Annotated in this window: 21 protein-coding genes; 9 read left to right on the top strand and 12 right to left on the bottom strand. The window is 67.9% G+C overall.

Going from position 1 to position 19,692, the window contains the following annotated elements:
- The first annotated feature begins 59 nt into the window (after positions 1–59).
- A complete protein-coding gene (locus tag IE187_RS01440) occupies positions 60–1,652 on the top strand; it encodes an MFS transporter (RefSeq protein WP_189674812.1) in 1,593 nt (530 codons plus the stop codon).
- On the opposite strand, the gene IE187_RS01435 is transcribed toward IE187_RS01440, so the two are convergent.
- From IE187_RS01435 to IE187_RS01420, 4 genes are all read right to left on the bottom strand, one after another.
- Positions 1,645–2,028, bottom strand: a complete 384-nt coding sequence (locus IE187_RS01435; RefSeq protein WP_133188459.1) for a response regulator — start codon at positions 2,026–2,028, stop codon at positions 1,645–1,647. The two genes, IE187_RS01440 and IE187_RS01435, sit on opposite strands and share 8 nt — an antisense overlap.
- Positions 2,029–2,081: 53 nt before the next feature.
- A complete protein-coding gene (locus IE187_RS01430) occupies positions 2,082–3,602 on the bottom strand; it encodes a PAS domain-containing sensor histidine kinase (RefSeq protein WP_268249479.1) in 1,521 nt (506 codons plus the stop codon).
- Positions 3,599–3,787 carry an ion channel gene (locus tag IE187_RS01425; protein WP_189674811.1) on the bottom strand — a complete coding sequence of 63 codons (189 nt, stop codon included), beginning with the start codon at positions 3,785–3,787 and terminating at the stop codon, positions 3,599–3,601. Before IE187_RS01425 ends, IE187_RS01430 begins: the two co-directional genes overlap by 4 nt.
- Positions 3,788–3,873: 86 nt before the next feature.
- On the bottom strand, positions 3,874–4,611 hold the full coding sequence (locus IE187_RS01420) for a glycosyltransferase family 2 protein (RefSeq protein WP_189674810.1): 738 nt from the start codon (positions 4,609–4,611) through the stop codon (positions 3,874–3,876).
- A gap of 200 nt (positions 4,612–4,811) precedes the next feature.
- On the opposite strand from IE187_RS01420, the gene IE187_RS01415 reads away from it, so the two are divergent.
- The 4 genes from IE187_RS01415 to IE187_RS01400 all read left to right on the top strand — a co-directional run bounded on the left by IE187_RS01415 (position 4,812) and on the right by IE187_RS01400 (position 7,940).
- Positions 4,812–5,672: an SMP-30/gluconolactonase/LRE family protein gene (locus IE187_RS01415; RefSeq protein ID WP_229839175.1), complete on the top strand. Its 861-nt coding sequence runs from the start codon at positions 4,812–4,814 to the stop codon at positions 5,670–5,672.
- Positions 5,669–6,571 (top strand): 2-dehydro-3-deoxygalactonokinase, encoded by a 903-nt coding sequence (locus tag IE187_RS01410; protein ID WP_189674808.1) that lies wholly within the window; start codon positions 5,669–5,671, stop codon positions 6,569–6,571. Before IE187_RS01415 ends, IE187_RS01410 begins: the two co-directional genes overlap by 4 nt.
- Positions 6,568–7,206 (top strand): 2-dehydro-3-deoxy-6-phosphogalactonate aldolase, encoded by a 639-nt coding sequence (locus IE187_RS01405; protein ID WP_189674807.1) that lies wholly within the window; start codon positions 6,568–6,570, stop codon positions 7,204–7,206. Before IE187_RS01410 ends, IE187_RS01405 begins: the two co-directional genes overlap by 4 nt.
- Positions 7,207–7,271: 65 nt before the next feature.
- A complete protein-coding gene (locus tag IE187_RS01400; protein ID WP_133188447.1) occupies positions 7,272–7,940 on the top strand; it encodes a FadR/GntR family transcriptional regulator in 669 nt (222 codons plus the stop codon).
- A gap of 8 nt (positions 7,941–7,948) precedes the next feature.
- Here the strand turns inward: IE187_RS01400 and IE187_RS01395 are convergent, their stop codons facing one another.
- On the bottom strand, positions 7,949–8,383 hold the full coding sequence (locus IE187_RS01395; protein WP_189674806.1) for a MerR family transcriptional regulator: 435 nt from the start codon (positions 8,381–8,383) through the stop codon (positions 7,949–7,951).
- A gap of 348 nt (positions 8,384–8,731) precedes the next feature.
- Here IE187_RS01395 and IE187_RS01390 point away from each other — a divergent pair, with 348 nt between their 5' ends.
- The 4 genes from IE187_RS01390 (at position 8,732) to IE187_RS01375 (ending at position 12,209) form a co-directional block, all read left to right on the top strand.
- On the top strand, positions 8,732–9,142 hold the full coding sequence (locus tag IE187_RS01390; protein ID WP_133188443.1) for a DUF2147 domain-containing protein: 411 nt from the start codon (positions 8,732–8,734) through the stop codon (positions 9,140–9,142).
- A 47-nt stretch (positions 9,143–9,189) separates the two neighbouring features.
- On the top strand, positions 9,190–10,494 hold the full coding sequence (locus IE187_RS01385; protein ID WP_189674805.1) for an OmpP1/FadL family transporter: 1,305 nt from the start codon (positions 9,190–9,192) through the stop codon (positions 10,492–10,494).
- A gap of 229 nt (positions 10,495–10,723) precedes the next feature.
- Positions 10,724–11,314: an alpha-ketoglutarate-dependent dioxygenase AlkB gene (locus IE187_RS01380; RefSeq protein ID WP_189674804.1), complete on the top strand. Its 591-nt coding sequence runs from the start codon at positions 10,724–10,726 to the stop codon at positions 11,312–11,314.
- Positions 11,315–11,345: 31 nt separating this feature from the next.
- Positions 11,346–12,209: an exonuclease domain-containing protein gene (locus IE187_RS01375; protein ID WP_189674803.1), complete on the top strand. Its 864-nt coding sequence runs from the start codon at positions 11,346–11,348 to the stop codon at positions 12,207–12,209.
- Here IE187_RS01375 and IE187_RS01370 read toward each other — a convergent pair.
- The 7 genes from IE187_RS01370 to IE187_RS01340 form a co-directional block, all read right to left on the bottom strand.
- A complete protein-coding gene (locus tag IE187_RS01370) occupies positions 12,206–13,036 on the bottom strand; it encodes an aldo/keto reductase (RefSeq protein WP_189674802.1) in 831 nt (276 codons plus the stop codon). The two genes, IE187_RS01375 and IE187_RS01370, sit on opposite strands and share 4 nt — an antisense overlap.
- Before the next feature lie 19 nt (positions 13,037–13,055).
- Positions 13,056–14,459: an efflux transporter outer membrane subunit gene (locus IE187_RS01365; protein WP_189674801.1), complete on the bottom strand. Its 1,404-nt coding sequence runs from the start codon at positions 14,457–14,459 to the stop codon at positions 13,056–13,058.
- Positions 14,456–15,340, bottom strand: coding sequence for an efflux RND transporter periplasmic adaptor subunit (locus IE187_RS01360; protein WP_133188431.1), 885 nt, complete (start codon positions 15,338–15,340; stop codon positions 14,456–14,458). Before IE187_RS01360 ends, IE187_RS01365 begins: the two co-directional genes overlap by 4 nt.
- Positions 15,337–15,543, bottom strand: a complete 207-nt coding sequence (locus IE187_RS01355) for a DUF1656 domain-containing protein (protein ID WP_189674800.1) — start codon at positions 15,541–15,543, stop codon at positions 15,337–15,339. Before IE187_RS01355 ends, IE187_RS01360 begins: the two co-directional genes overlap by 4 nt.
- The gene (locus IE187_RS01350) at positions 15,540–17,585 is read right to left on the bottom strand and encodes an FUSC family protein (RefSeq protein ID WP_189674799.1); all 2,046 of its coding nucleotides are present in this window, start codon (positions 17,583–17,585) and stop codon (positions 15,540–15,542) included. The genes IE187_RS01355 and IE187_RS01350 overlap by 4 nt, the downstream gene beginning before the upstream one ends.
- A complete protein-coding gene (locus IE187_RS01345) occupies positions 17,582–18,031 on the bottom strand; it encodes a MarR family winged helix-turn-helix transcriptional regulator (RefSeq protein WP_189674798.1) in 450 nt (149 codons plus the stop codon). Before IE187_RS01345 ends, IE187_RS01350 begins: the two co-directional genes overlap by 4 nt.
- Positions 18,032–18,287: 256 nt before the next feature.
- Positions 18,288–19,691 carry an efflux transporter outer membrane subunit gene (locus IE187_RS01340; RefSeq protein WP_189674797.1) on the bottom strand — a complete coding sequence of 468 codons (1,404 nt, stop codon included), beginning with the start codon at positions 19,689–19,691 and terminating at the stop codon, positions 18,288–18,290.
- Position 19,692 lies beyond the last annotated feature (1 nt).

Below are 19,692 nucleotides of genomic sequence, written 5' to 3'. Positions count from 1 at the left end.
CGCGTCATGGAACGCGCGTGGGGCGCTCGGCAAGGGTTTGTGCGGCGCTGCGCATTCGTATGCAGGCTTGTGCGGCCCCCGGCTTGTCGCCACGCTCGCCGACAAACACGCCCCGCCGATCGTCAGGCGCCGGGCAGGGGAGGCCAGAGTTGAACGAAAAACCGGTGCAAGGCTTTGGCGGCCTGTGGAATATCAGCTTCGGCTTTTTCGGTATTCAGATCGGCTTCGCGCTGCAAAACGCCAATATGAGCCGGATCTTCCAGACGCTCGGCGGCTCGCTCGACGACCTCTCGTATCTGTGGGTCGCCGCACCGTTGACCGGGCTGCTGATCCAGCCGATCATCGGCCATTACAGCGACCGGACTTGGAACCGGCTCGGGCGGCGGCGGCCGTATTTCCTCGCGGGCGCCGTGCTCGCGGCGCTCGCTTTGTTTGTCATGCCCGAGGCCAGGATCCTGTGGTTCGCGGCGGTGACGCTGTGGGTGCTCGACGCCTCGATCAACGTCTCGATGGAGCCGTTCCGCGCGTTCGTCGGCGATATGCTGCGCAAGGACCAGCACACCGCGGGCTATGCGCTGCAAACCGCCTTCATCGGTGCGGGCGCAGTGGTCGGGTCGATCTTCCCGTTCGTGCTGGCGCATCTCGGCGTCTCGGGAACAGCACTCGGCGGGGTGCCCGACACGGTGCGCTACAGCTTCTGGTTCGGGGGCGCGGCGCTGCTGCTCGCGGTGCTGTGGACCGTCGGCAACGTCAAGGAATACAGCCCGGCGCAAATGGCCGCATTCGGCGAGCGCGATCCCGTCGAAGGCGTGGGCGAACCGATGCGCGCGCTTGCCGCACGCGGGCTGGGGCGCAGCCTCGCGTGGATCGTCGGCGGCGTAGTGATCGTCGCGGCGGTGCCGCTGCTCGCGTTGCAGAAGGAAGTCTATCTGCTCGGTGCGCTGTTGATCGCCTACGGCGTCGCGAGCATCGTCGCGATCCGCCTCGCCCGCGGCGGGAAGACCGACAACGCGCTCAGCATGATCGTAGGCGATTTCGCGGGCATGCCGCTCGTGATGAAGCGGCTGGCGCTGGTGCAGTTCTTCAGCTGGTCGGCGCTGTTCATCATGTGGATCTTCACCACCCCCGTCGTCGCGCAGTACATGTTCGGCGCGAGCGATCCGAAGAGTGCCGCCTACAATGCCGGTGGCGACTGGGTCGGCGTGCTGTTCGCGGTCTATAACGGCGTGGCCGCGCTGGCTGCTCTGCTCGTCCTGCCCCGGCTTGCGGCACGGATCGGCAAGGTCCGGACGCATATCGCCTGCCTGCTGTGCGGGGCCGCGGCTTATGCCAGCTTCTTCGTGATCCGCGATCCCAACTGGCTGATCCTGAGCGAGATCGGCGTCGGCATCGCCTGGGCGTCGATCCTGGCAATGCCTTATGCGATCCTCGCCTCGAGCCTGCCGCAAGCCAAGCTCGGCATCTATATGGGGCTGTTCAACGTCTTCATCGTCGTACCGCAATTGCTCGTCGCGACGGTGATGGGGTCGGTCCTCAAGGCGTTCTTCCCGACCGAGCCGATCTGGACGATGGCGTTCGCCGCGATCGTGATGGCGCTGGCGGCGCTCGCGATGTTGCGGGTTCCCGAGACGGGGGATCGCGCGGTCAGCTGAACGTGATCGCGGCGATCAGGTCGGCCTGGTGGACTGGCTTTTCGAGCACTGCGGCAAAACCCGAAGCGCGGGCGCAGTGTTCCTGCTCGTGCGACGGATTGCTGGTGATCAGCACCGCACGCCCGTCCCACCCGCGGCTTTGCAGGATGCGCAGGATCGCGATCCCGTTGCTGCCGGGCGGGGCATAATCGGTAATCAGGATGTCGGTGGCGTCGGCATAGCCACCCTGCAGCACCGGCGCAGCGGTGCCGAACGAGCGCACCTCGTAGCCATGCCATTGCAACGCCAACTGCAGCTGGCGGCGAACGCTCTCATCGGCGTCGATCAGCACGATACGGGTGCGGCGGGGCGGTTTGGCGGCGGCAAGGTCTGACATAGGTACCCGGGGAATAGGAACGCCGGTCCTGCCGCGAGCGCGACGCCGCGTCGCTACGTAATGGTCCGGGTGTCGGTGGCGTCGGGCGCGCCGCGGACTGTAAAATGAAACGCGGTTCCGCCGTTTGGCCGTGGTACCGCCCAGATCCGGCCTTCGTGCGTTTCGACGATCGTCCTGCAGATTGACAGACCAAGCCCCATGCCGCTTTTCTTGCTGGTGGCGAACGCCTGGAACAGGCGTGGCGCGACCGCGGGATCGATCCCGGGGCCCGTGTCGGCGACGATGATCTCGATCATGTCGCCCGCCGCCGCGCGCACGCTGATCGTCACGTCGCGCGTCAGCGACATCTCGACCGCCTCGACCGCATTGCGCACCAGATTGACCACGACTTGCTGGATCTGCACGCGATCGACGAGGGCGTGCGCGGCATCGCTCTCGAACGCGAAGAAAGATCTTACACCGCGCTCGCGCGCGCCGATCAGTGCCAGCGCGCTGGCTTCCTCGATCAGCGGGCGCAGCGGAACGACGCGGCGATCGACTTCGCCGTGCGATACGAAGTCGCGCAAGGCGCGCACGATGTCGCCGGCACGGAGCGTTTCCTTGGCCGATTGATCGACCGCTTCGCGCAAATAGCCGAGCGTATCGGCATCGGGCGCGTCGAGCAGATCGCGGCTCGCTTCCATGTAATTGGCGATCGCGGTCAGCGGCTGGTTGAGTTCGTGCGCCAGCGTCGACGCCATCGTCCCCATCGCGCTGAGGCGGGAGACGTGGATCAGCTCGGATTGCAGCTCCTTCAGCCGCAATTCGCTGCGTTGCTGTTCGGTCAGGTCGCGGATGAAGCCGGTGAAGATGCGCCGCCCGGTGCTGCTCGCCTCGCCGACCGAAAGCTCCATCGGGAAGGGAGTGCCATCGCGACGCATCCCCACCACGACTCGACCGATGCCGATGATGCGGCGTTCGCCCGTCGTCAAATAATGGCTGAGATAGCTGTCATGGCGGTCGCGGTCGGGGCTCGGCATCAGCATGCTGACGTTGCGGCCGACCAATTCGCCCTCGGCATAGCCGAACAGCCGCTCGGCCGCCGCGCTGAACGACAGGATGCGGCCGCGTTCGTCGATCACGATCATCGCGTCGGGCACGGTTTCGAGGATCGAGCGGACGTGCTGCTCGCTATCGGCAAGCGCTGCCTCGGCGGCGCGACGCGCGGTGATATCGTACACGCTTTGCCCATAGCCAAGCAGCGCGCCTGCCGGATTGCGCAACGCGACGAGCGTTGAATCCGCGAGAAATTCGGAACCGTCGCGGCGGATTCGCCAGGCTTCCTTGCGCGTCGTGACGTCTTTCTGCGCTTGCGCCAGATCGGCGGCGGGGTCGCCGCGTTCGGCGTCGGCGGGGGGGTAGAACAGCATGAAGGACTGTCCGATGATCGCCTCTGCGCTCCAGTCGGTCAGGATTTCGGCACCGCGATTCCAGCTCATCACCAGGCCCGCGGGATCGAGCAGGAACTGCGCGCGATCGGTCGTGCTGTTGACGAACAGGGCGAAGGCATCGGCCAGCGGGTCCGTGGCGGTCACCGTAATGTCTCTATCTCCCCTTCGACAAACCGGATTCGGCCGACCGCCGCGACGAAGAAGGCCGTCGACCAGCCCCGCAGGATGACGCCGTTGGCGCCCTCGCTCGCGCCGACGATCGCCCACGAACGGACAAGTACCACATCCCCATAGCCGATGGTGGCGGAGGTAGGTGTCGAAAAATACAAACCGCTCTCAAATCGGGCCGCGCGTGGGTCGGGCTGTACAGCGCGGCATAGCGTTCCCGGCCCGCACGATGTCGTCCACGGGGGAGCTAGCGGATGTCCTCATACCCTTTGGTCGCGGGTTTGCCGCGCAGCATGATCGACGCATAATTGGCGAGGTAGATCCCCGCGATCTTCGCAAAGCCCTGTTTCTGCATGCGACGGCCCGATGTCGGCATGATGAAGCGCGGTGAGAACAGGACCTTTCCCTGTTGCTTGGCGCGCTTGGCGATGTCGACGTCCTCCCCGTAGAATTCGATCGAGCTGTCGAAGCCGCCCATTTTCTCGAGAACATGGCGCGGAATCGCGAAATTGCCGCCGACCATCAGATAGCCGGTGATCCCGTAGATCGATCGGGCCGCGACGAACCACGCGGTCGACACGCGATTGCGCAAGCCGCTCAGGTCGTAGAAGCTGTAGGGCCCCGACAGGCAGGCAAGATCGCGGTTCGCGGCGAACTGCTCCCAGATCTGCTCGATCCAGCCGGCGGGCGGATGGGTATCGGCGTCGACATATGCCAGAATATCGCCGCTGGACGCGATCAAGCCGCGCTGCCGTGCGCGCGTGATGCCCTTGTTCGGCTCGAACACATATTTGACCGAAGGGTAGCGCTCGACCACCGCCTTGGTGCCATCGGTGCTGTTATTGTCGACGACGATGATCTCGAACGCCTTGCCCGCGACGTTGCGCATGACCGCATCCAAGCAGGCCGGGAGATAGTCCTCCTCGTTATACGCCGGGATGATGAGGCTGATTGTCGGCGTTCGAACTTGGGGTAAGCCGGTCATGCGGCGCAGGTGCCCGATTATCGACCGCAAGGCTAGCGGGGATAACGCAAAAAGTCGGAGAATTGGGATGCATGCGGCATAGCCTGGCGGCGGCCCGTGACCCGATTTGCCGCGACGCTTCGGCGATTGCCCGATCCCCGCGGCTTAATTATATGATCGATCACACATTATCGGCCGCGAGGTCAGGATCGGAGAGCGCTGTGTCACAAAGTCGTTTGGTTTGGCCGGTCGCCGCAACGCTCGGCGAGGGGCCTGCCTGGGTCGATGGCGTGCTGTGGTTCGTTGATATCAAGTCCGGCGCGATCCATCGCTATGATCCGGGTACCGACACGCGCGAGAGCTTTGCCGTCGGCGGAGCGCCGAGCTTCATCGTTCCAACCGCCGATGGCGCGCTGTTGGTCGGTAATCGCGGTGCGCTCCAGCTGTTCGACGGCGCGGCGCTCGGGGCGCCGATCGCGACGGTGCCGATGCCCGATCATAACCGGACCAACGATGCCACGGTCGACCCGCAGGGCCGGCTCTGGTTCGGCACGATGGACGACGAAGAGTCGCGGCCGAGCGGCGCGGTCCACACCTACGACGGTGACAGCATCGCCGTGGTCGGCGGCGAATGCACGATCACCAACGGCCCCGCGATCAGCCCCGACGGGCGCTTCCTTTATCATGTCGATACGCTCGCTGGCACGATCCACCGCTTCGACATCGCGACCGATGCGCAATTGCGCGACGGCACGCTGTTCGCGACGATCGCGCCGGAGGATGGCAATCCCGATGGCGTAACGGTCGATGCGGAAGGGTGTGTCTGGGTCGGTCTGTGGGGTGGCTGGGAAGCGCGGCGCTACGCGCCCGACGGCAGCGTGTTGATGCGCGTCGCCCTGCCTTGCGCCAATGTCACGAAGGTGGCATTCGGCGGGCCCGATCTGCGGACCGGCTATGTCACCACCGCGCGCGCCGGACTGTCCGACGCCGACCTCGCCGCGCAACCGCTTGCTGGCGGGCTGTTCGCGTTCGATGCGCCTGCCCCCGGACTACCGCTTCCTGCCGTCAGGATCGTGCGATGAGCTACCGCATCGTCGGCGATTGGGGCACCAGCCGGTTGCGGCTGTTCCGCATCGAAAACGGCGCGGTCGTCGCGCGCGCCGAGGGCGCTGGTATCGGCGCGCTCGACGGCACGCCCGAGGCGGCGCTGCGCGACGCGATTGCACCGTGGCGCGCCGACGGCGCTGCCGAGTCGATCGCGCTGTGCGGCATGGTCGGGTCGCGCAACGGCTGGATCGAAGTGCCCTATGCGGGGTGTCCTGCCGACGTTGCGGGCTGGCTCGCCGGGGCTGGGCAGGTTGCGCTCGACGGGGTGCCGGTCACGATCATGGCCGGGCTCGCTTGCACCGCGCCGTCGGGCGGCCCCGATGTGATGCGCGGCGAGGAAACGCAACTCTTCGGGGCGATCGCGCGCGATCCTGCGCTGCGCGTGGGACGCCATCGCCTCGCTCTGCCGGGGACGCACAGCAAATGGGCGACGATCGAGGATGGGCGGATCACCGGCTTCCAGACCTTCTTCACCGGCGAGCTGTTCGCGCTGCTGCGCGATCGCTCGACGCTGCTGCGCGCGGCCAGCCAGGGCGACGCCGACCCTGCCGCCGAGCAGGCAGGCTTCGCCCACGGTCTCGCGCGGGCGAACGACAGAGACATTGTGCTCGGCGCGCTGTTCGAGGCGCGCAGCGCGCAGCTCATCGACGGGCGTTCGCCCGATTGGGCCGCCGGCTATCTGTCGGGCCTGCTGATCGGTCGCGAGGTCGCCGAGGTCGCCCCCGCCGCGGGCGAGACGATCGGCTTGATCGGCGATCCCGCGCTCTGCGCCCGCTATGCCCGCGCGCTCGTCGCGCGCGGGATCGATACGAAATTGCTCGATGGCGATGCCTGTGCGCTCGCCGGGCTTGCCTTGTTGGAGACTGACCGATGACGATCGACGATCTGCTGGCCGCTGGTGCCCCGCCCGTCGTGGCGATCCTGCGTGGGATACGGCCCGATGAGGCGCTCCCCGTCGCCGAGGCGCTCGTGAAGGCCGGCGTTCGCATTATCGAGGTGCCGCTCAACTCGCCCGATCCGTTCACCAGCATCGCCGCGATCCAGCAGGCGTTCGGTGACACTGCGGCGATCGGCGCGGGCACGGTGCTCGATCTTGCCGGGGTCGAGGCGCTGGCAGCGACCGGGGCGACCGTGATGGTCACGCCCAACACCGCGCCCGCGCTGATCGCGCGCGCGGTCGAGCTGGGGCTCGAGCCGATGCCGGGCTTCGTCACGCCGAGCGAGGCGTTCCGCGCGATCGATGCGGGTGCGCGGCGGATCAAGCTGTTCCCGGCGGTCGCGCTTGGCCCGAACTACCTCAAGGCGATCCGCGAAGTGCTGCCGCGGCATGTCGCGGTGTGGGGCGTCGGCGGCACGGGGGCCGACAATTTCGGGGAATGGCTTGCTGCGGGGGCCGAGGGGATCGGCGTCGGGGGCGCGCTCTACCGCCCGGGCGACGATGCCGCGCGCGTCGGCGCCAAGGCTGATGGCCTGATCGCTGCCTGGCGCGCTGCTCGCGCGTCGTTGTGACCAGCGGCGAAGGACCCGAGCCGCACGACGTCCGCAGCTCGCTCGGACGCAATCTTACGCACGGGATGCTCGATGCGTTGGGGCGGGCGATCGTGACGGGGGTGTATACGGACAAGCGTTTCCCGACCGAAGCCGATCTCGCGAGCCAGCACGGCGTCAGCCGGTCGGTGACACGCGAGGCGGTCAAGATGCTCACCGCCAAGGGGCTGCTGTCGGCCCGGCCGCGCCAGGGGACGATCGTCCAGCCGGCCGAGTCGTGGAACCTGTTCGATGCCGATGTACTCGGCTGGTTGCTCGAGCGGAAATTCTCGCTCGGGCTGCTGCGGCATTTCAGCGAGCTCCGCATCGCGATCGAGCCCGCCGCAGCGGAGCTTGCCGCGCGCAATGCGGGCGCGGGCGGGCTCATCGCCATCCGCGCGGGCTACGCGCGGATGGTCGCGGCTGAGGCGGGCGAGGATGACTCGCTCGACGCCGATATCGCGTTCCACGTCGCGATCCTGCGCGCCGCCGGCAACCCGTTCTTCGCGCAGTTCGAGGACGTCGTGACGACCGCGCTGCGCTCGTCGATTCGCTTCACCAATCGTTTCAAGGGCCGCAGCGCTGATCTCGCGGCGCACGGCGCGGTGCTGCGTGCAATCGAGGCGCGGGACGGCCTGGCGGCACAGCACGCGATGCAGCAGATCATCGCCGACGTGCTGGCGCTGATCCTTGCGCGCGAGCACGACGACACGTGATCGGACGGCTAGGCCTCGCGCGGCGCAGCGTCCGACGACAGGACGACACGCGAGCCGCGGGGTTTGGGCACGCGTGCCAAGGCTTCGCGCTCGATCTTCTCGAGCTCGACGAGCGTCTCGGCGATCGCCTCCTGCTGCGCGGCGAGCCGGTCGATCCGCTGGCGGCATCGCTGCGCTAGCGCGCGCATCTGTTCGACATGCTGCGGATCGGTATCGTAGAGATCGAGAAATTCGACGATATCGCGTAGCGTGAAGCCGAGCCGCTTGCCGCGCAGGATCAACCGCATCCGCGCGATCTCGCGCCGCGTATAGACGCGGATCGCGCCGACCCGGCAGGGCGTGATCAGCCCCTTATCCTCATAGAAACGCAACGTGCGGGGCGTGATGTCGAGCATGCGCGCGACCTCGTTGATCCCCGTCAGATCCTGCATCGGCTCTTTCATTCACGCCCTCGATCCAAGGACGCCGACCCTTGCCGGACCACCGGCGAGCAACGGACACGCTCCTTTGTCGAATGCGTGGCGATCAACGTCTTGGCCTGTGTGTTGCGGATTTCATCGCGTTGGGGAAGCGCGATCTTGCGGTGTTGCCGGGTCGGTTTGCCCGCGCTGTACCGACAAGTGCTTGACTTGTCGGCATACGAATCTACTGCGAGCCATCTGCCGCATACGTCAACGGGCTCGCCATTAGGGCCGAAACGGAGCGACACCAGAACCGACCGTGCGGGGATCGCTCAAGCACGGCAACCACGATTGCACCACCGAGATGGTGGTGCTTGGAGAGGAACGTACATGTCCCTGCTGCTCATTGGCGCCCTGCTCGCCGGCGCCCCCGCCACCGCCGACACCGTGATCGGCCGCTGGAAGACTGAGACGCTCAATGCCATTGTCGAGATCAGCCGTTGCGGCGCCTCGATCTGCGGTAAAGTCGTCACGTCCGATGCGATCCGCGCCAATCCTTCGCTCAAAGACGCCAAGAATTCGGATGAAAAGCTGCGCACGCGTCCTGTCCAGGGAATGCTGATGCTGAGCGGCTTTGCACCCGACAAGGACGGCGTATGGGCCAACGGCCAAGTCTACAATGCCGAGGACGGCCACACCTATAGCGGTCGTATCACCCCCGTTGGCAGCGACCGGCTCAAGCTGCGCGGCTGCGTCTTCTTCCCGCTCTGCAAGACGCAGACGTGGACGCGCGTGCGCTGAGCCCACTTTCTTTCTTCCCCCTCGAAAAGTCAGTTCAGGAATATATCATGGTTATCCGTTGCAAGGCCCCGTTGCTGGCCGCGTCTGCACTCGTCTCGACCGTCGGCTTCGCCGGCGTTGCGCACGCCGATGCTTTCTATCTCCAGTCACAGACCACGGTCGGCGCGGGGCGTTCGTTCTCGGGTGAAGTCGCCGACACGGGACCGTCGTCGCTGTGGTGGAACCCTGCCGCGATCGCCGGGATCACCGACACCGAAGTCCAGGTCAGCGCGACTGCAATCCTGCCCAAGGGTGACGTCGTCGACAACGGCACGCTGATCGCGCGGCCCGGCCAGGCCTTCGCGCCGATCGGCGGACAGACCCGCTCGCGCAATCCGATCAACAACGGCGTGCTGCCGAGCGGATCGGTCGCGTATCCGATCAACGACCGGATCGCGGTCGGCCTCGCGGTGACGTCGCCGTTCAGCTTCACCACCGATTACGACGCCAATAGCTGGACGCGCTACAGCGCCGACAAGACGCGCCTGCGCACGATCGACATTCAGCCCTCGATCGGCGTGGTGCTGACCGACTGGCTGCGGGTCGGCGGCGCGCTCAATGTCGAATATACCGACGCGTACCTCAGCAACGCGCTGCCCAACGTCTCGGCGGCACTGCCCGACGGCAGCCAGACGCTGCGCGGCGACGGCTGGGACTTCGGCTGGACCGCGGGCGTCCAGCTCCACAACAAGCTCGTTTCGGTCGGCATCAGCTACAAGTCGAGCATCAAGCATACGCTGAAGGGCGATCTCACCGTTGCCGGGCTGGTCGGCCCGCTCGCGGCGCAGAACCGTTCGCTCTCGGGCGTCCAGGCACAGTTCAACACGCCGGGTCAGGTGATCGTCGGTGGCCGCCTGCGCGCAACCGAAGCGCTGACGCTCAACGCACAGGTCGTCGCGTATAACTGGAGCAAGTTCGACGCGATCCGTCTCGGCGCGCCGCTCAACGTCGCACTGCCCGAGAACTACCGCGACAGCTGGAGCCTCGCCGGCGGTTTCGATTACGCCGTCAGCCCCAAGGCGACGGTGCGTGCCGGCGTGCAGCGCGCGGTGACGCCGACACAGGATGGCCTGCGCGACGCGCGCGTGCCCGATTCGAACCGCTGGACCTATTCGGCGGGCGGCAGCTACCGGATGAGCAACCACATGACGATCGATGCCGCGGCGAGCTATGTCGATTTCAAGGACACGACGATCGACCGTGCGACCGCAGCCTATGCCGGCACCGCCGCGCAGACGGTCATCCTGACCAAGGGCCTGCTGCAGAACGCGCATGCCGTCGTGCTGTCGCTTGGCGGGCGCTTCAGCTTCTGATCGAACGGACATTCGGAGATCTTGCAATCCCCGGAGGCGTCACCATCTTCCTGTCATCGTTCAACAATGGAAAGGAGGTGGTCGAATGTCTCATTGTCTCACGCCGCAGTCGGCACAGGGTTTGAGCTCGGTCTCCCTCGTGGAGGGCGGTCTCGCCTGAAGAGTTGCCGGCCTGAGGCCGACAATGGAAAGGCCGTCCCGCAAGGGGCGGCCTTTTGTCTTTGGATCGATGATGCGTGATCTGTTCGATACCCCGATCCTGCCGGGCCTGACCGCGGTCGACGATTTCGTCTCCGCGGACGAAGCGGGCGCGTTGATCGCTGCAATTGACGCCTGCGCGCTAGAGCCGTTCCGCTTCCAGGGCTGGCTCGGCAAGCGGCTGACGCACAGCTTCGGCTGGCATTACGACTTCGACACCGGCGGGATGGCCGAGGCTTCGCCAATTCCGGCGTGGCTCGATCCGCTTCGTCGCCGTGCCGAGGCGATGGCGGGATTGGCCGCTGGCACGCTCGTCCAAGCGCTGGTGATTCGCTACGATATCGGTGCCGGGATCGGCTGGCACCGCGACCGGCCGCACTTCGAGCATGTCGTCGGCATCTCGCTCGGGGCGCCCGCGACGCTGCGCTTCCGCCGTCGGATCGGCGACCGCTTCGAGCGGGCCACCGCGCTGCTGACTCCGCGCGGCGCCTATCATCTGAGCGGCTTGGCACGCCACGCGTGGGAGCACAGCATCGCCGAAATGGATGCACCGCGCTGGTCGATCACCTTTCGCAGCCTGTCCGACACGGGCAGGGCGCTGATCGCGGCCGCAAATCGCTAAGCCTGTGGACAATGCCCGCCTGAAAACTGCTATGCCGGACGACGTGTCGTCTGCCGAGTTCCAATCCCCGCCGCCCGATTTCGTCGTGATCGACGTCGAGACCGCCTGTTCGCGCGCGAGCAGCATCTGCCAGATCGGCATTGTCGGGTTTCGCGGAGGCCGCGAAGTCTTTGAATACGAAACGCTGCTCGATCCGTGCGACGAGTTCAACATCTTCAACACGCGGATCCATGGGATCGCCGCGCACCATGTCGTCGGGCAGCCGCGCTTCGGCGACGTGCACGCGGTCGTCGAACGGCATCTCGCCGGGCGCACCACGGTCGCGCATTCGTTCTTCGACAAGAGCGCGCTCGCGGCGGCCTGCCGGCAGCACGATCGGCCGATGATCGAGACGACGTGGCTCGACAGCGTCCGCGTCGCCCAGCGCGCTTGGCCCGATCTCGAAAACCACAAGCTTGGGGGGCTGGCGCGCTTTCTCGGGATCGCGCATCGCCATCACGACGCGCTGAGCGATGCGCGCGCTGCGGGCTGGGTGATCGTCAAGGCGATCGAGCAGACTGGGATCTCGCTCGAGAAATGGCTGGCACCGCCGCGCAAGCCGGGGCCAGCGCCGACCCCGGCCGAGGCAGGGCCGCTGCTCGGCGAGCGAGTCGCGATCGTCGGCGAGCCGCGCGATGGGCCATTGGCGCATCGGCTCGCGGCGCTCGGCGCCAAGGTGATGACCTCGGTCGGTACGAGCACCAATGTCCTCATCGTCGCCGGAGGCGATCGCTTCACGCGCGCGACGTTGATGAGCCCGGCATATGGCAAGGCCGAAGCGCTGCGCCGCGCGGGCAAGCCGATCCGGATCGTGTCCGAACAGACGCTGCTCGCCGCAATCGGGCAAGCCGCTTAGAGCATCGCGAGCGGCGTACGCGCGCGTGGCGGCGGGAACGCTGCATCCAGCGCTGCCAGCGTTTCCGCGTCGAGTTCGAGATCGAGCGCGGCACGATTGTCACGGACGTGCGCGACGCTGCCGGCCTTGGGGATCGCGATCACGGCGTCGCGCCGCATCGTCCAGGCCAGCGCGAGCTGTGCCGGTGTCGCGTCGCGCGCGGCAGCGATCGTCGCCAGCGCGCGGTGACCGAGCAGGCGTCCTTGCTCGACCGGGCTGTACGCCATGATCGGCATGTGCCGTGCCGCGAGCCATGGCAACAGGTCATGCTCGGGCCCGCGTCGCGTGAGATTGTAGAGGATCTGATCGGTCGCGCAGCCTTGGCCACCGGCTTCGACCAGCTCCTCCATATCGTCGGTGTCGAGGTTGCTGACGCCCCAGCGCACGATCATGCCGGCATCGCGGAGCGCCTCCATCGCCTCGATCGTCTCGGCCAGCGGCACAGAGCCGCGCCAGTGGAGCAGATAGAGATCGAGCCGATCGGTCCCGAGCCGCTTGAGGCTCGCTTCGCACGCCGCGCGAAGGCGCGCGCGGCCGGCATTCTGCGGATAGGCCTTGCTGACCAGAAACACCTGATCGCGAAGCCCAGCGATCGCTTCGCCGACCAAGGCTTCCGATTCGCCGTCGCCGTACATTTCGGCGGTGTCGATCAGCGTCATGCCGAGCGTGATGCCTTCACGCAAAGCCGCGATCTCGGCGCTGCGGTTCGAGCGATCCTCGCCCATCATCCACGTGCCCTGGCCAAGCGCCGGCACGCTTGTGCCATCGGGGAGGGAAACCTGTTTCATCACTGATCCTTGGGGCGCGTCAGAACTGCCAGCCCCCGCCAAGGGCCTTGAACACATCGACTTGCCGATCGACCAACAACGCGTTGGAGGCGGCAAGGTTCGCTTGCGCCGTGGTGAGCGCGGCCTGTGCGCTCAGCAGAGCGAGGAAATCGGTCCGCCCGAAGCGATAGAGCGTGCCCGCCTGGTTCGCCGCGCGCGCGGCACTCGCCTGCGCGCGAGCGAGTGCCGCGTTGCGATCGGCCTCGCGCGCATAGGCCGAGAGCGCGGTCTCGGTCTGGCGCAGCGCCTCGAGCGTCGTCGAATCGAACTGCGCGAGCGCAGCGTCGGCGGCCGCACCCGCCTGCGCGATCTGTGCGCGGACGATCGGGCGGTTGGGGAAGCTCCAGCTGATCAGCGGTCCCAGCCCGACATGGAAGGCATCGCCCGACCCGAACGCCGAGAGCGGCCCGGTCAGCCCGACCGATCCACCGAGGCTGACCTGGGGATACAGGTTCGCCGTGGCGACCCCGATCCGCGCGGTCGCGGCGGCGAGCGAGCGTTCGGCGGCGCGGATATCGGGCCGCCGCGCGATCAGCCCTGCGCCGTCACCAATCGGCAGCGGCTTGCGCATCGTCGGCGCGGTCGCGCAGCTCGCCACGTCCTTCGGGTAATCGGCGGGCGCGCGGCCCATCAGCGTGGCGAGCCGGTAGAGCGCGGCGGTGCGCGTCGCGATCGTTGAGGGAACCAGCGCAGCGCTTTGATCGACCGCGCTTTGCGCGCGCGTCACGTCGAAGGCCGTCCCGCGTCCGCCGCGTTGCAGCCGCTGCGTCACGCCGAGCGTCTGGCGCTGGAGCGCGAGCACGCGGTTGTTGGCGGCGAGCACCATGTTCGCCGTGCAGGCCGCCGCATAGCTGCGCGCGATCTCGGCAGCCACGGTCACGCGGACATTGTCGCGCGCCGCGGCGACGGCTTCGGCATCGCCCTGCGCCGCCTCGATTGCGCGCCTGATCCGGCCTGCCAGATCGAGCGGGTAGGCGAGCGACAGCCCGACATCGTAGCCCACCGTCCCCGGCAGCGATCCGCCGGTGCCAGCGGGCCGCGACAGCGACGCGCCGCCGCCAAGCGCGGTCGACAGCGTCCGTCCAGCAGCGACCTCCGCCACGACCGCATCGGCGCGGCGCAGATTGGCGTCGGCAACGCGCAGGTCGGCATTGGCGGCAAGCCCTTCCGCGACGAACCCGTCGAGCCGCGTGTCGCCATAGAGCTGCCACCAGTGATCGGGCAGCGGGACATCGGCAAAGCGCTTCTCCTTGCCGCTGTCGAACGCGCCCTGCGCGCTCGGGCGGTTGACCACGGCGGGATCGGGCAGCGTGTAGTTCGGTCCGGCAGTGGTGCAGCCGGCCAGCAGAAGCGCGGCAGCTCCCGCGAGGACACCGCGCCTCATGCGTGCACCTGTGGGGCTTGCGGGACGACCGTTACCGTCGCGCTGCGCCCGACGATCAGCGAGACCCCCTGCGGCACCGCGGTCAGCTTGACGCGCACCGGGATGCGCTGTGCGAGGCGGACCCAGGTGAAGGTCGGGTTGACCGTCGGCAGCTGGTTCGCGCTGATGCTGCGCTCGTTGTCGCTGATGCCCGCTGCGATGCTGTCGACGCGGCCCTTCAGCGCGCGCGGCTCGCCCATCAGATGGACGGTGACGGGGTCGCCGATATGAATGCTGCCGAGCTTTGTTTCCTCGAAATAGCCCTCGACGCGAATCGAATCCGAATCGAGCAGCGCCATCGCTTGCGCCCCCGCTGCGATGAAGTCGCCCGGGTGCAGATCGAGATTGGTCACCGTGCCGTTGACGCTCGCGCGCACCGTGGTCCGCGCGAGGTTGAGCGCGGCGGTGGAGCGCGCGCTCTGCGCCTGCGCGAGCGCCGCGCTGGCGGTCGCAACGCGCGCGACATTCTGCTCGTGCGTTTCCTTGGCGACGAGATCGCCGAGCGCAAGGTCGCGCTGCGCCTCGCGCCGCGCCTGCAGCAGCGTCGCGCGCGCGCTCTGGATCGCCGCGTCGGACTGAGCGAGTGTCAGTGCGAAGCGCGGGCGATCGACGACGAACAGTACGTCGCCCGCCTTCACGCGCTGATTGTCGTGCACCGCGACTTGCGTGATCAACCCGCCGACATCGGGGGTGATGCGGACGACATCGGCACGGATGTGCCCGTCGCGCGTCCACGGATCGGTCTCGTAGCGGCGCCACAGCCACAAAGCGACGAGGATCGCGAGCAGCACGATCACGATCGTCACGGCGGAACGGCCAAGCGGGGCGAGCAGCGATTTCATAACGAGGGTCCGGTCAGCAAGGACAAGAGTCCGAGGATGAGGAAGAAGAGCGCGAGGTCGACCAAGGGTCGGTAGGCAACGAAGCGATACGCGCCGAACGCCGACAGCAGCCGCGTGACGACGGCGGTCAGCACCAGCGCGGCGATCGCCAGCAGCAGGATCGTCGGCACGAACACCCCGCCGATCGAGACTTCGCCGATCATGCCGCGATTCCATACGCCGGCGCGCCGGGGAACAGGTTGCGGCGCAACGACGTCAAAGCCAGCACGCCGGCACGCGCGCGGGCGGGTTCGGGGTTGGCCGCCAGATCGCCGATCGCGCTGTCGAGATCGGCAAGCAGCTCGGGTTCGGGTGGGGCGGGGCGATCTGGCCGCAGCGCGCGATAATGCGTGCCGACGCCCTGCAGGACGGGAGTTATGCTCGCAGCGTCGTCGAGCGTGCCGTCGAGCCGCAATTGCCGCAATTCGCCGATCGCGACGCCAACGCGCAGATCGCTCAACGCATCGAGCAGCGGTTTGCCCGGATCCTTGTCCTGCAGCGCGAGCCGCGGCGCTAGCAAGCCGATCCGGTCGAGCATCCGCGCGACCCAGCCCGCGGCGTCGGGCGGGCCTTTCGCGTTGCTGCGCTGCGCCAGTTCGCGCCAGCCGGCGCGGATCAGGCGGCGCGCGGCGGTGTCGGCGCCGATCGTCTGGAACAGGCCGACGGTGACGACCGCGAAGATCGTCCCGATCAGCTGCGAGACGCCGCCATTGACGAACCCGTCGAAGCTGCCGCCGTAGCGATCGTTGAGCCCGACCGTATTGATTCCGCCGAGCAACGCGCCGAGCGTGACCAGCGTCGTCCGCGGGCGCGACAGAAATACGCCGCCGATCAGCATCGCCGGCGCGAGCACCGCGATCAGCGTCACGAAATCGGTGACGCGTGGCAGGATCGCGAAAGCGTAGATCGCCGCCACGGTCAGGCCGAGGATCGTCCCGTAGAAGAACGCCATGATCGACGGCGCGGGATCGTCGCTGTTGCCGAACAGCGCGCAACACACGCCTGCGATCAGTACCGCGCCCGCGCCATCGGACCAGCCCGTCCCGATCCAGAAGACGCAGCCGATCAGGATCGTCGCGACGGTTCCCGCCGCCGCCCGCAGCGCGATGCCACGGTCGCGGTGGAGCGGGCGGCGCGCGGTCCGCGCCAGCAGTCGCGCGACGCCGGGGTTGAGCGGCGTGCGCGAGGGCGAGCGCATCTGGTCGAGCAAGTCGCGCGCATTGCGATGCGCATCGATCAGCTCGGCGAGCCGCGCGAGCAAACTCAGCCGCAGCGCGTCGCGCCACAACAATGGCTCGACCACCGGCGGCTCGAGCGCGCGGGCGCGGGCGATCAGCGCATCGGCGGTGGCGTTGCGCTCGGCCATCGGCAGCGCCGCTGCAAGCCAGCCGCGAACCTCCTCGATCAACGCGAGCGCTTCGGGCCGCGGCGCGTCGGCCCCACGCAGCAATTCGCGGATACGGTCGTCGACGGCGCTGGCGAGCGGGAGCAGCATCGACAGCTCAGCTTGAAGCGCGCGCAGCGTACGGACGCGCGGCTGGAGGCGTGCAGTGTCGAACGGCAGATGGATCGAGAGCTGGTGCAGCTCGTTGATATCGAGCGCGAGCCGGCGCCGATCACGGTCGAGCCGGCTGTCGGCCAGCCCCGCGAGCGAATCGCGCGACCAGCGCTCGGCATCGGCGAGGATCGCGTTGACGCGCGAGAGCAGCGTCGCGGTCACGGTCTGCGGGAAGACGAAGCCGTGCACCAGTGCGCCGCACAGGATCCCGATCGTGATCTCCTCGACGCGCAGGATCGCGGTGGTGAAAATCGCACCCGGCGCTTCGACCGAGGGGAAGCCGATGATGCTCGCGGTATAGCCGGCGAGCAGAAAAACGTAGGCGCGTGGCGTTCGGTCGAGCAACGAGATGTAGAGGCACACGCCCAGCCACAGCGCGAGGCCGAGCGACAGCAGTTCGGGAGCGTTGACGAGGTTCGGCACGAGCACGACAGCGGCGGCGGCGCCCAGCACGGTGCCCAGCACGCGGAACGCCGCCTTCGACAGCGCGGCGCCGGCGAGCGGTTGCGCCACGATGTACGACGTCGTCACCGCCCAATACGGTCGCGTCAGGCCGATCCGCAGCGCGATATAATAGGCAAGCACCGCCGCGAGCAGGCATTTGAGCGAGAACAGCGCCTCTTTCCAGCCGAAGCGATTGCCCGTCATCGGTTGCGCTTCCGGGTAAAGCGCGCCTCGAGCTGCTCGGCAACGCGCAGGGCGGTGGCAAGATCGGCGTCGGCGACATCGGCGAGCATCTCGCGTCGCAAGGCCTCGAACGCCGCCTCGATCTTTGCGACCAGCGCGCGGCCCCGTTCGGTCAAGCGGACGCGGCTGACGCGCGCATCGACGTCGTCGCGTTGGCGGTCGACCAGTTCGGCCGCGACCAACTGATCGACCACGCGAACCAAGGAGGCGGCGGAAACGTCGAGCTCGGCGGCGAGGTCGGTCTGGCGCACATCGTCACCAAGGCGCCCGACTTGGACGATCGTCCATCCGCCTGACGCGGATAGGCCAAAGCCGCTCAGCGCACGGTCGGCGGATTGCCGCCACATGCGCGCGAGCGGAAGGAGTGTGCGAGCATAAGCGGCTTCGACGTTAGATCGTTCGGACATCATTAGCGTGCTAAGTAATGATGCATGGCGCAATCGCAACCCTTGAGGACGGAATGCGACGGCAACGAAACGAAACCGCTTTGGGTCCAAGCCGGGCCGAATATTGGTGCGGTCGGGCCTACGGGGCCTTGGCCGACCACGCCAGCGTTACGACGATTGTACGGCGCGGCCCTGGCTTAGCCGGTAGGAGCGCGTCCGTGTGGGTCGACGCGCCGCCGATGGCTCCTTTGATCGGCCGCCGCGGCGCCCTGCACGATCAGCTTTGTCGGGATTGCCATCCACCCCCCAGCGCGCGGAACAGATCGATCTGCGCATCGGCGATCCGCGCGTCGGCGGCTGCCAGTTCGGCGTCGCTGTCGGCGAAGGTGCGTTCGGCATCGAGCACTTCGAGGAAATCGATCGTCCCCTCGCGCTGGCGCGCGCGGGTGATCCGCGCGGCGGTCGCGGCATTGTCGCGTGCCGACTGGAGCTGGGTGCGGCGGTCTAGTTCGCGAGCATAGGTCGACAGCGCGGTCTCGGTCTCCTCGAGCGCGCTTAGCACGCTGCCGTCGAAGCTGGCGAGCGCGCCGCGCGTCTCGGCCTTGGCGCCGGCGATCTTCGCCCGCGCCGCCGACTGGTTGAGCGACCAATTGAGCAGCGGCCCGAGCAGCCAGCGCACCGGACCGCCGGTGAACAGATCGCCGACCGTCGTCGCGGTCGAGCCGATCGAGGCGCCGAGCGAGATCTGCGGATAGAGTTGCGAGGTCTGCACCCCGATCCGCGCGGTCGACGCGGCAAGGCGGCGCTCGGCGGCGCGAACGTCCGGGCGTCGGGCGAGCAAAGCCGCCCCGTCGCCGATCGGGATCGGCTGGTCGAGCCGCGGCGTCGTGCTGCGCGCGCTGGCGCTGGCGGGGAGGTCACGCGGCGTTCGACCGGTGAGCGTCGCCAGGCGGAGCAGCGCGGCTTGCCGCTCGCTCTCGATCTGCGGGACGAGCGCGGCGCGCTGGTCCCGCAGCGCCGCGATGCGGACCTGGTCGAGCCGGGTAGCGCGCCCGGCGTCGACGCGCTTGCCGGTCAGCGTCGTCGACTTTTCGAGGAGGTCGACGATCCGCCGCGCCACCGCGAGCCGCTCGGCCGAGGAGGCGGCATCGACATAGGCGCGCGTCGTCGCGGCGACGATCGAGACGCGGACCGCATCGGCATCGGCCTGCGCCGCGCCGACATCCCCGCGTGCCGCCTCGACGTTGCGTCGGACTCGGCCCGAGAGGTCGAGCTCGTAGCTGACGTCGAGGCCGACGTCGTAGGTGGCGCGCTCGCGTGCCAAGCCGGGCAGGCTCTGGAGTTGCGACGACCGTGCGTAATTGCCGCTCGCGCCGGCATTCACCTGCGGCTCGCGGTCGGTCTTGGCGCCGCGCAGCGAGGCGCGGGCGGTGTCGAGCCGCGCGACCGCGACGCGTAGATCGGTGTTTGCCGCTAACGCATCGGCGACGAGCCCGTCGAGCACGGGATCGCGGTACATCCGCCACCAGTTCAGCTCGGCATCGGTGGTGACCGTCGCGGCGTTTGACGTGACGAACGGCGCGGCGGCGGTCGGTGGGGGCAGGGGGGCGACATAAGTGGGGCCAGCGGCGCAAGCGGAGAGCGCGAGCGCGGAGAGGCTGGTGAGCAGGATGGCTTTCATC

Origin of the sequence: Sphingomonas glacialis, from assembly GCF_014653575.1 — a bacterium.
In the GTDB taxonomy this organism is placed as follows: Bacteria; Pseudomonadota; Alphaproteobacteria; order Sphingomonadales; family Sphingomonadaceae; genus Sphingomonas; species Sphingomonas glacialis.
The sequence above is the reverse complement of the archived record's forward strand: the minus strand, read 5'-3'. Positions and strand labels throughout refer to the sequence as shown.

What these genes read in the sequence shown, in the direction of transcription:
- IE187_RS01440 (WP_189674812.1), top strand. Translation starts at nt 60, where the DNA reads ATGCAGGCTTGTGCGGCCCCCGGCTTGTCGCCACGCTCGCCGACAAAC.
- IE187_RS01435 (WP_133188459.1), bottom strand. Translation starts at nt 2,028, where the DNA reads ATGTCAGACCTTGCCGCCGCCAAACCGCCCCGCCGCACCCGTATCGTG.
- IE187_RS01420 (WP_189674810.1), bottom strand. Translation starts at nt 4,611, where the DNA reads ATGACCGGCTTACCCCAAGTTCGAACGCCGACAATCAGCCTCATCATC.
- IE187_RS01410 (WP_189674808.1), top strand. Translation starts at nt 5,669, where the DNA reads ATGAGCTACCGCATCGTCGGCGATTGGGGCACCAGCCGGTTGCGGCTG.
- IE187_RS01405 (WP_189674807.1), top strand. Translation starts at nt 6,568, where the DNA reads ATGACGATCGACGATCTGCTGGCCGCTGGTGCCCCGCCCGTCGTGGCG.
- IE187_RS01400 (WP_133188447.1), top strand. Translation starts at nt 7,272, where the DNA reads ATGCTCGATGCGTTGGGGCGGGCGATCGTGACGGGGGTGTATACGGAC.
- IE187_RS01395 (WP_189674806.1), bottom strand. Translation starts at nt 8,383, where the DNA reads ATGAAAGAGCCGATGCAGGATCTGACGGGGATCAACGAGGTCGCGCGC.
- IE187_RS01390 (WP_133188443.1), top strand. Translation starts at nt 8,732, where the DNA reads ATGTCCCTGCTGCTCATTGGCGCCCTGCTCGCCGGCGCCCCCGCCACC.
- IE187_RS01385 (WP_189674805.1), top strand. Translation starts at nt 9,190, where the DNA reads ATGGTTATCCGTTGCAAGGCCCCGTTGCTGGCCGCGTCTGCACTCGTC.
- IE187_RS01380 (WP_189674804.1), top strand. Translation starts at nt 10,724, where the DNA reads ATGATGCGTGATCTGTTCGATACCCCGATCCTGCCGGGCCTGACCGCG.
- IE187_RS01375 (WP_189674803.1), top strand. Translation starts at nt 11,346, where the DNA reads ATGCCGGACGACGTGTCGTCTGCCGAGTTCCAATCCCCGCCGCCCGAT.
- IE187_RS01370 (WP_189674802.1), bottom strand. Translation starts at nt 13,036, where the DNA reads ATGAAACAGGTTTCCCTCCCCGATGGCACAAGCGTGCCGGCGCTTGGC.
- IE187_RS01365 (WP_189674801.1), bottom strand. Translation starts at nt 14,459, where the DNA reads ATGAGGCGCGGTGTCCTCGCGGGAGCTGCCGCGCTTCTGCTGGCCGGC.
- IE187_RS01360 (WP_133188431.1), bottom strand. Translation starts at nt 15,340, where the DNA reads ATGAAATCGCTGCTCGCCCCGCTTGGCCGTTCCGCCGTGACGATCGTG.
- IE187_RS01355 (WP_189674800.1), bottom strand. Translation starts at nt 15,543, where the DNA reads ATGATCGGCGAAGTCTCGATCGGCGGGGTGTTCGTGCCGACGATCCTG.
- IE187_RS01350 (WP_189674799.1), bottom strand. Translation starts at nt 17,585, where the DNA reads ATGACGGGCAATCGCTTCGGCTGGAAAGAGGCGCTGTTCTCGCTCAAA.
- IE187_RS01345 (WP_189674798.1), bottom strand. Translation starts at nt 18,031, where the DNA reads ATGTCCGAACGATCTAACGTCGAAGCCGCTTATGCTCGCACACTCCTT.
- IE187_RS01340 (WP_189674797.1), bottom strand. Translation starts at nt 19,691, where the DNA reads ATGAAAGCCATCCTGCTCACCAGCCTCTCCGCGCTCGCGCTCTCCGCT.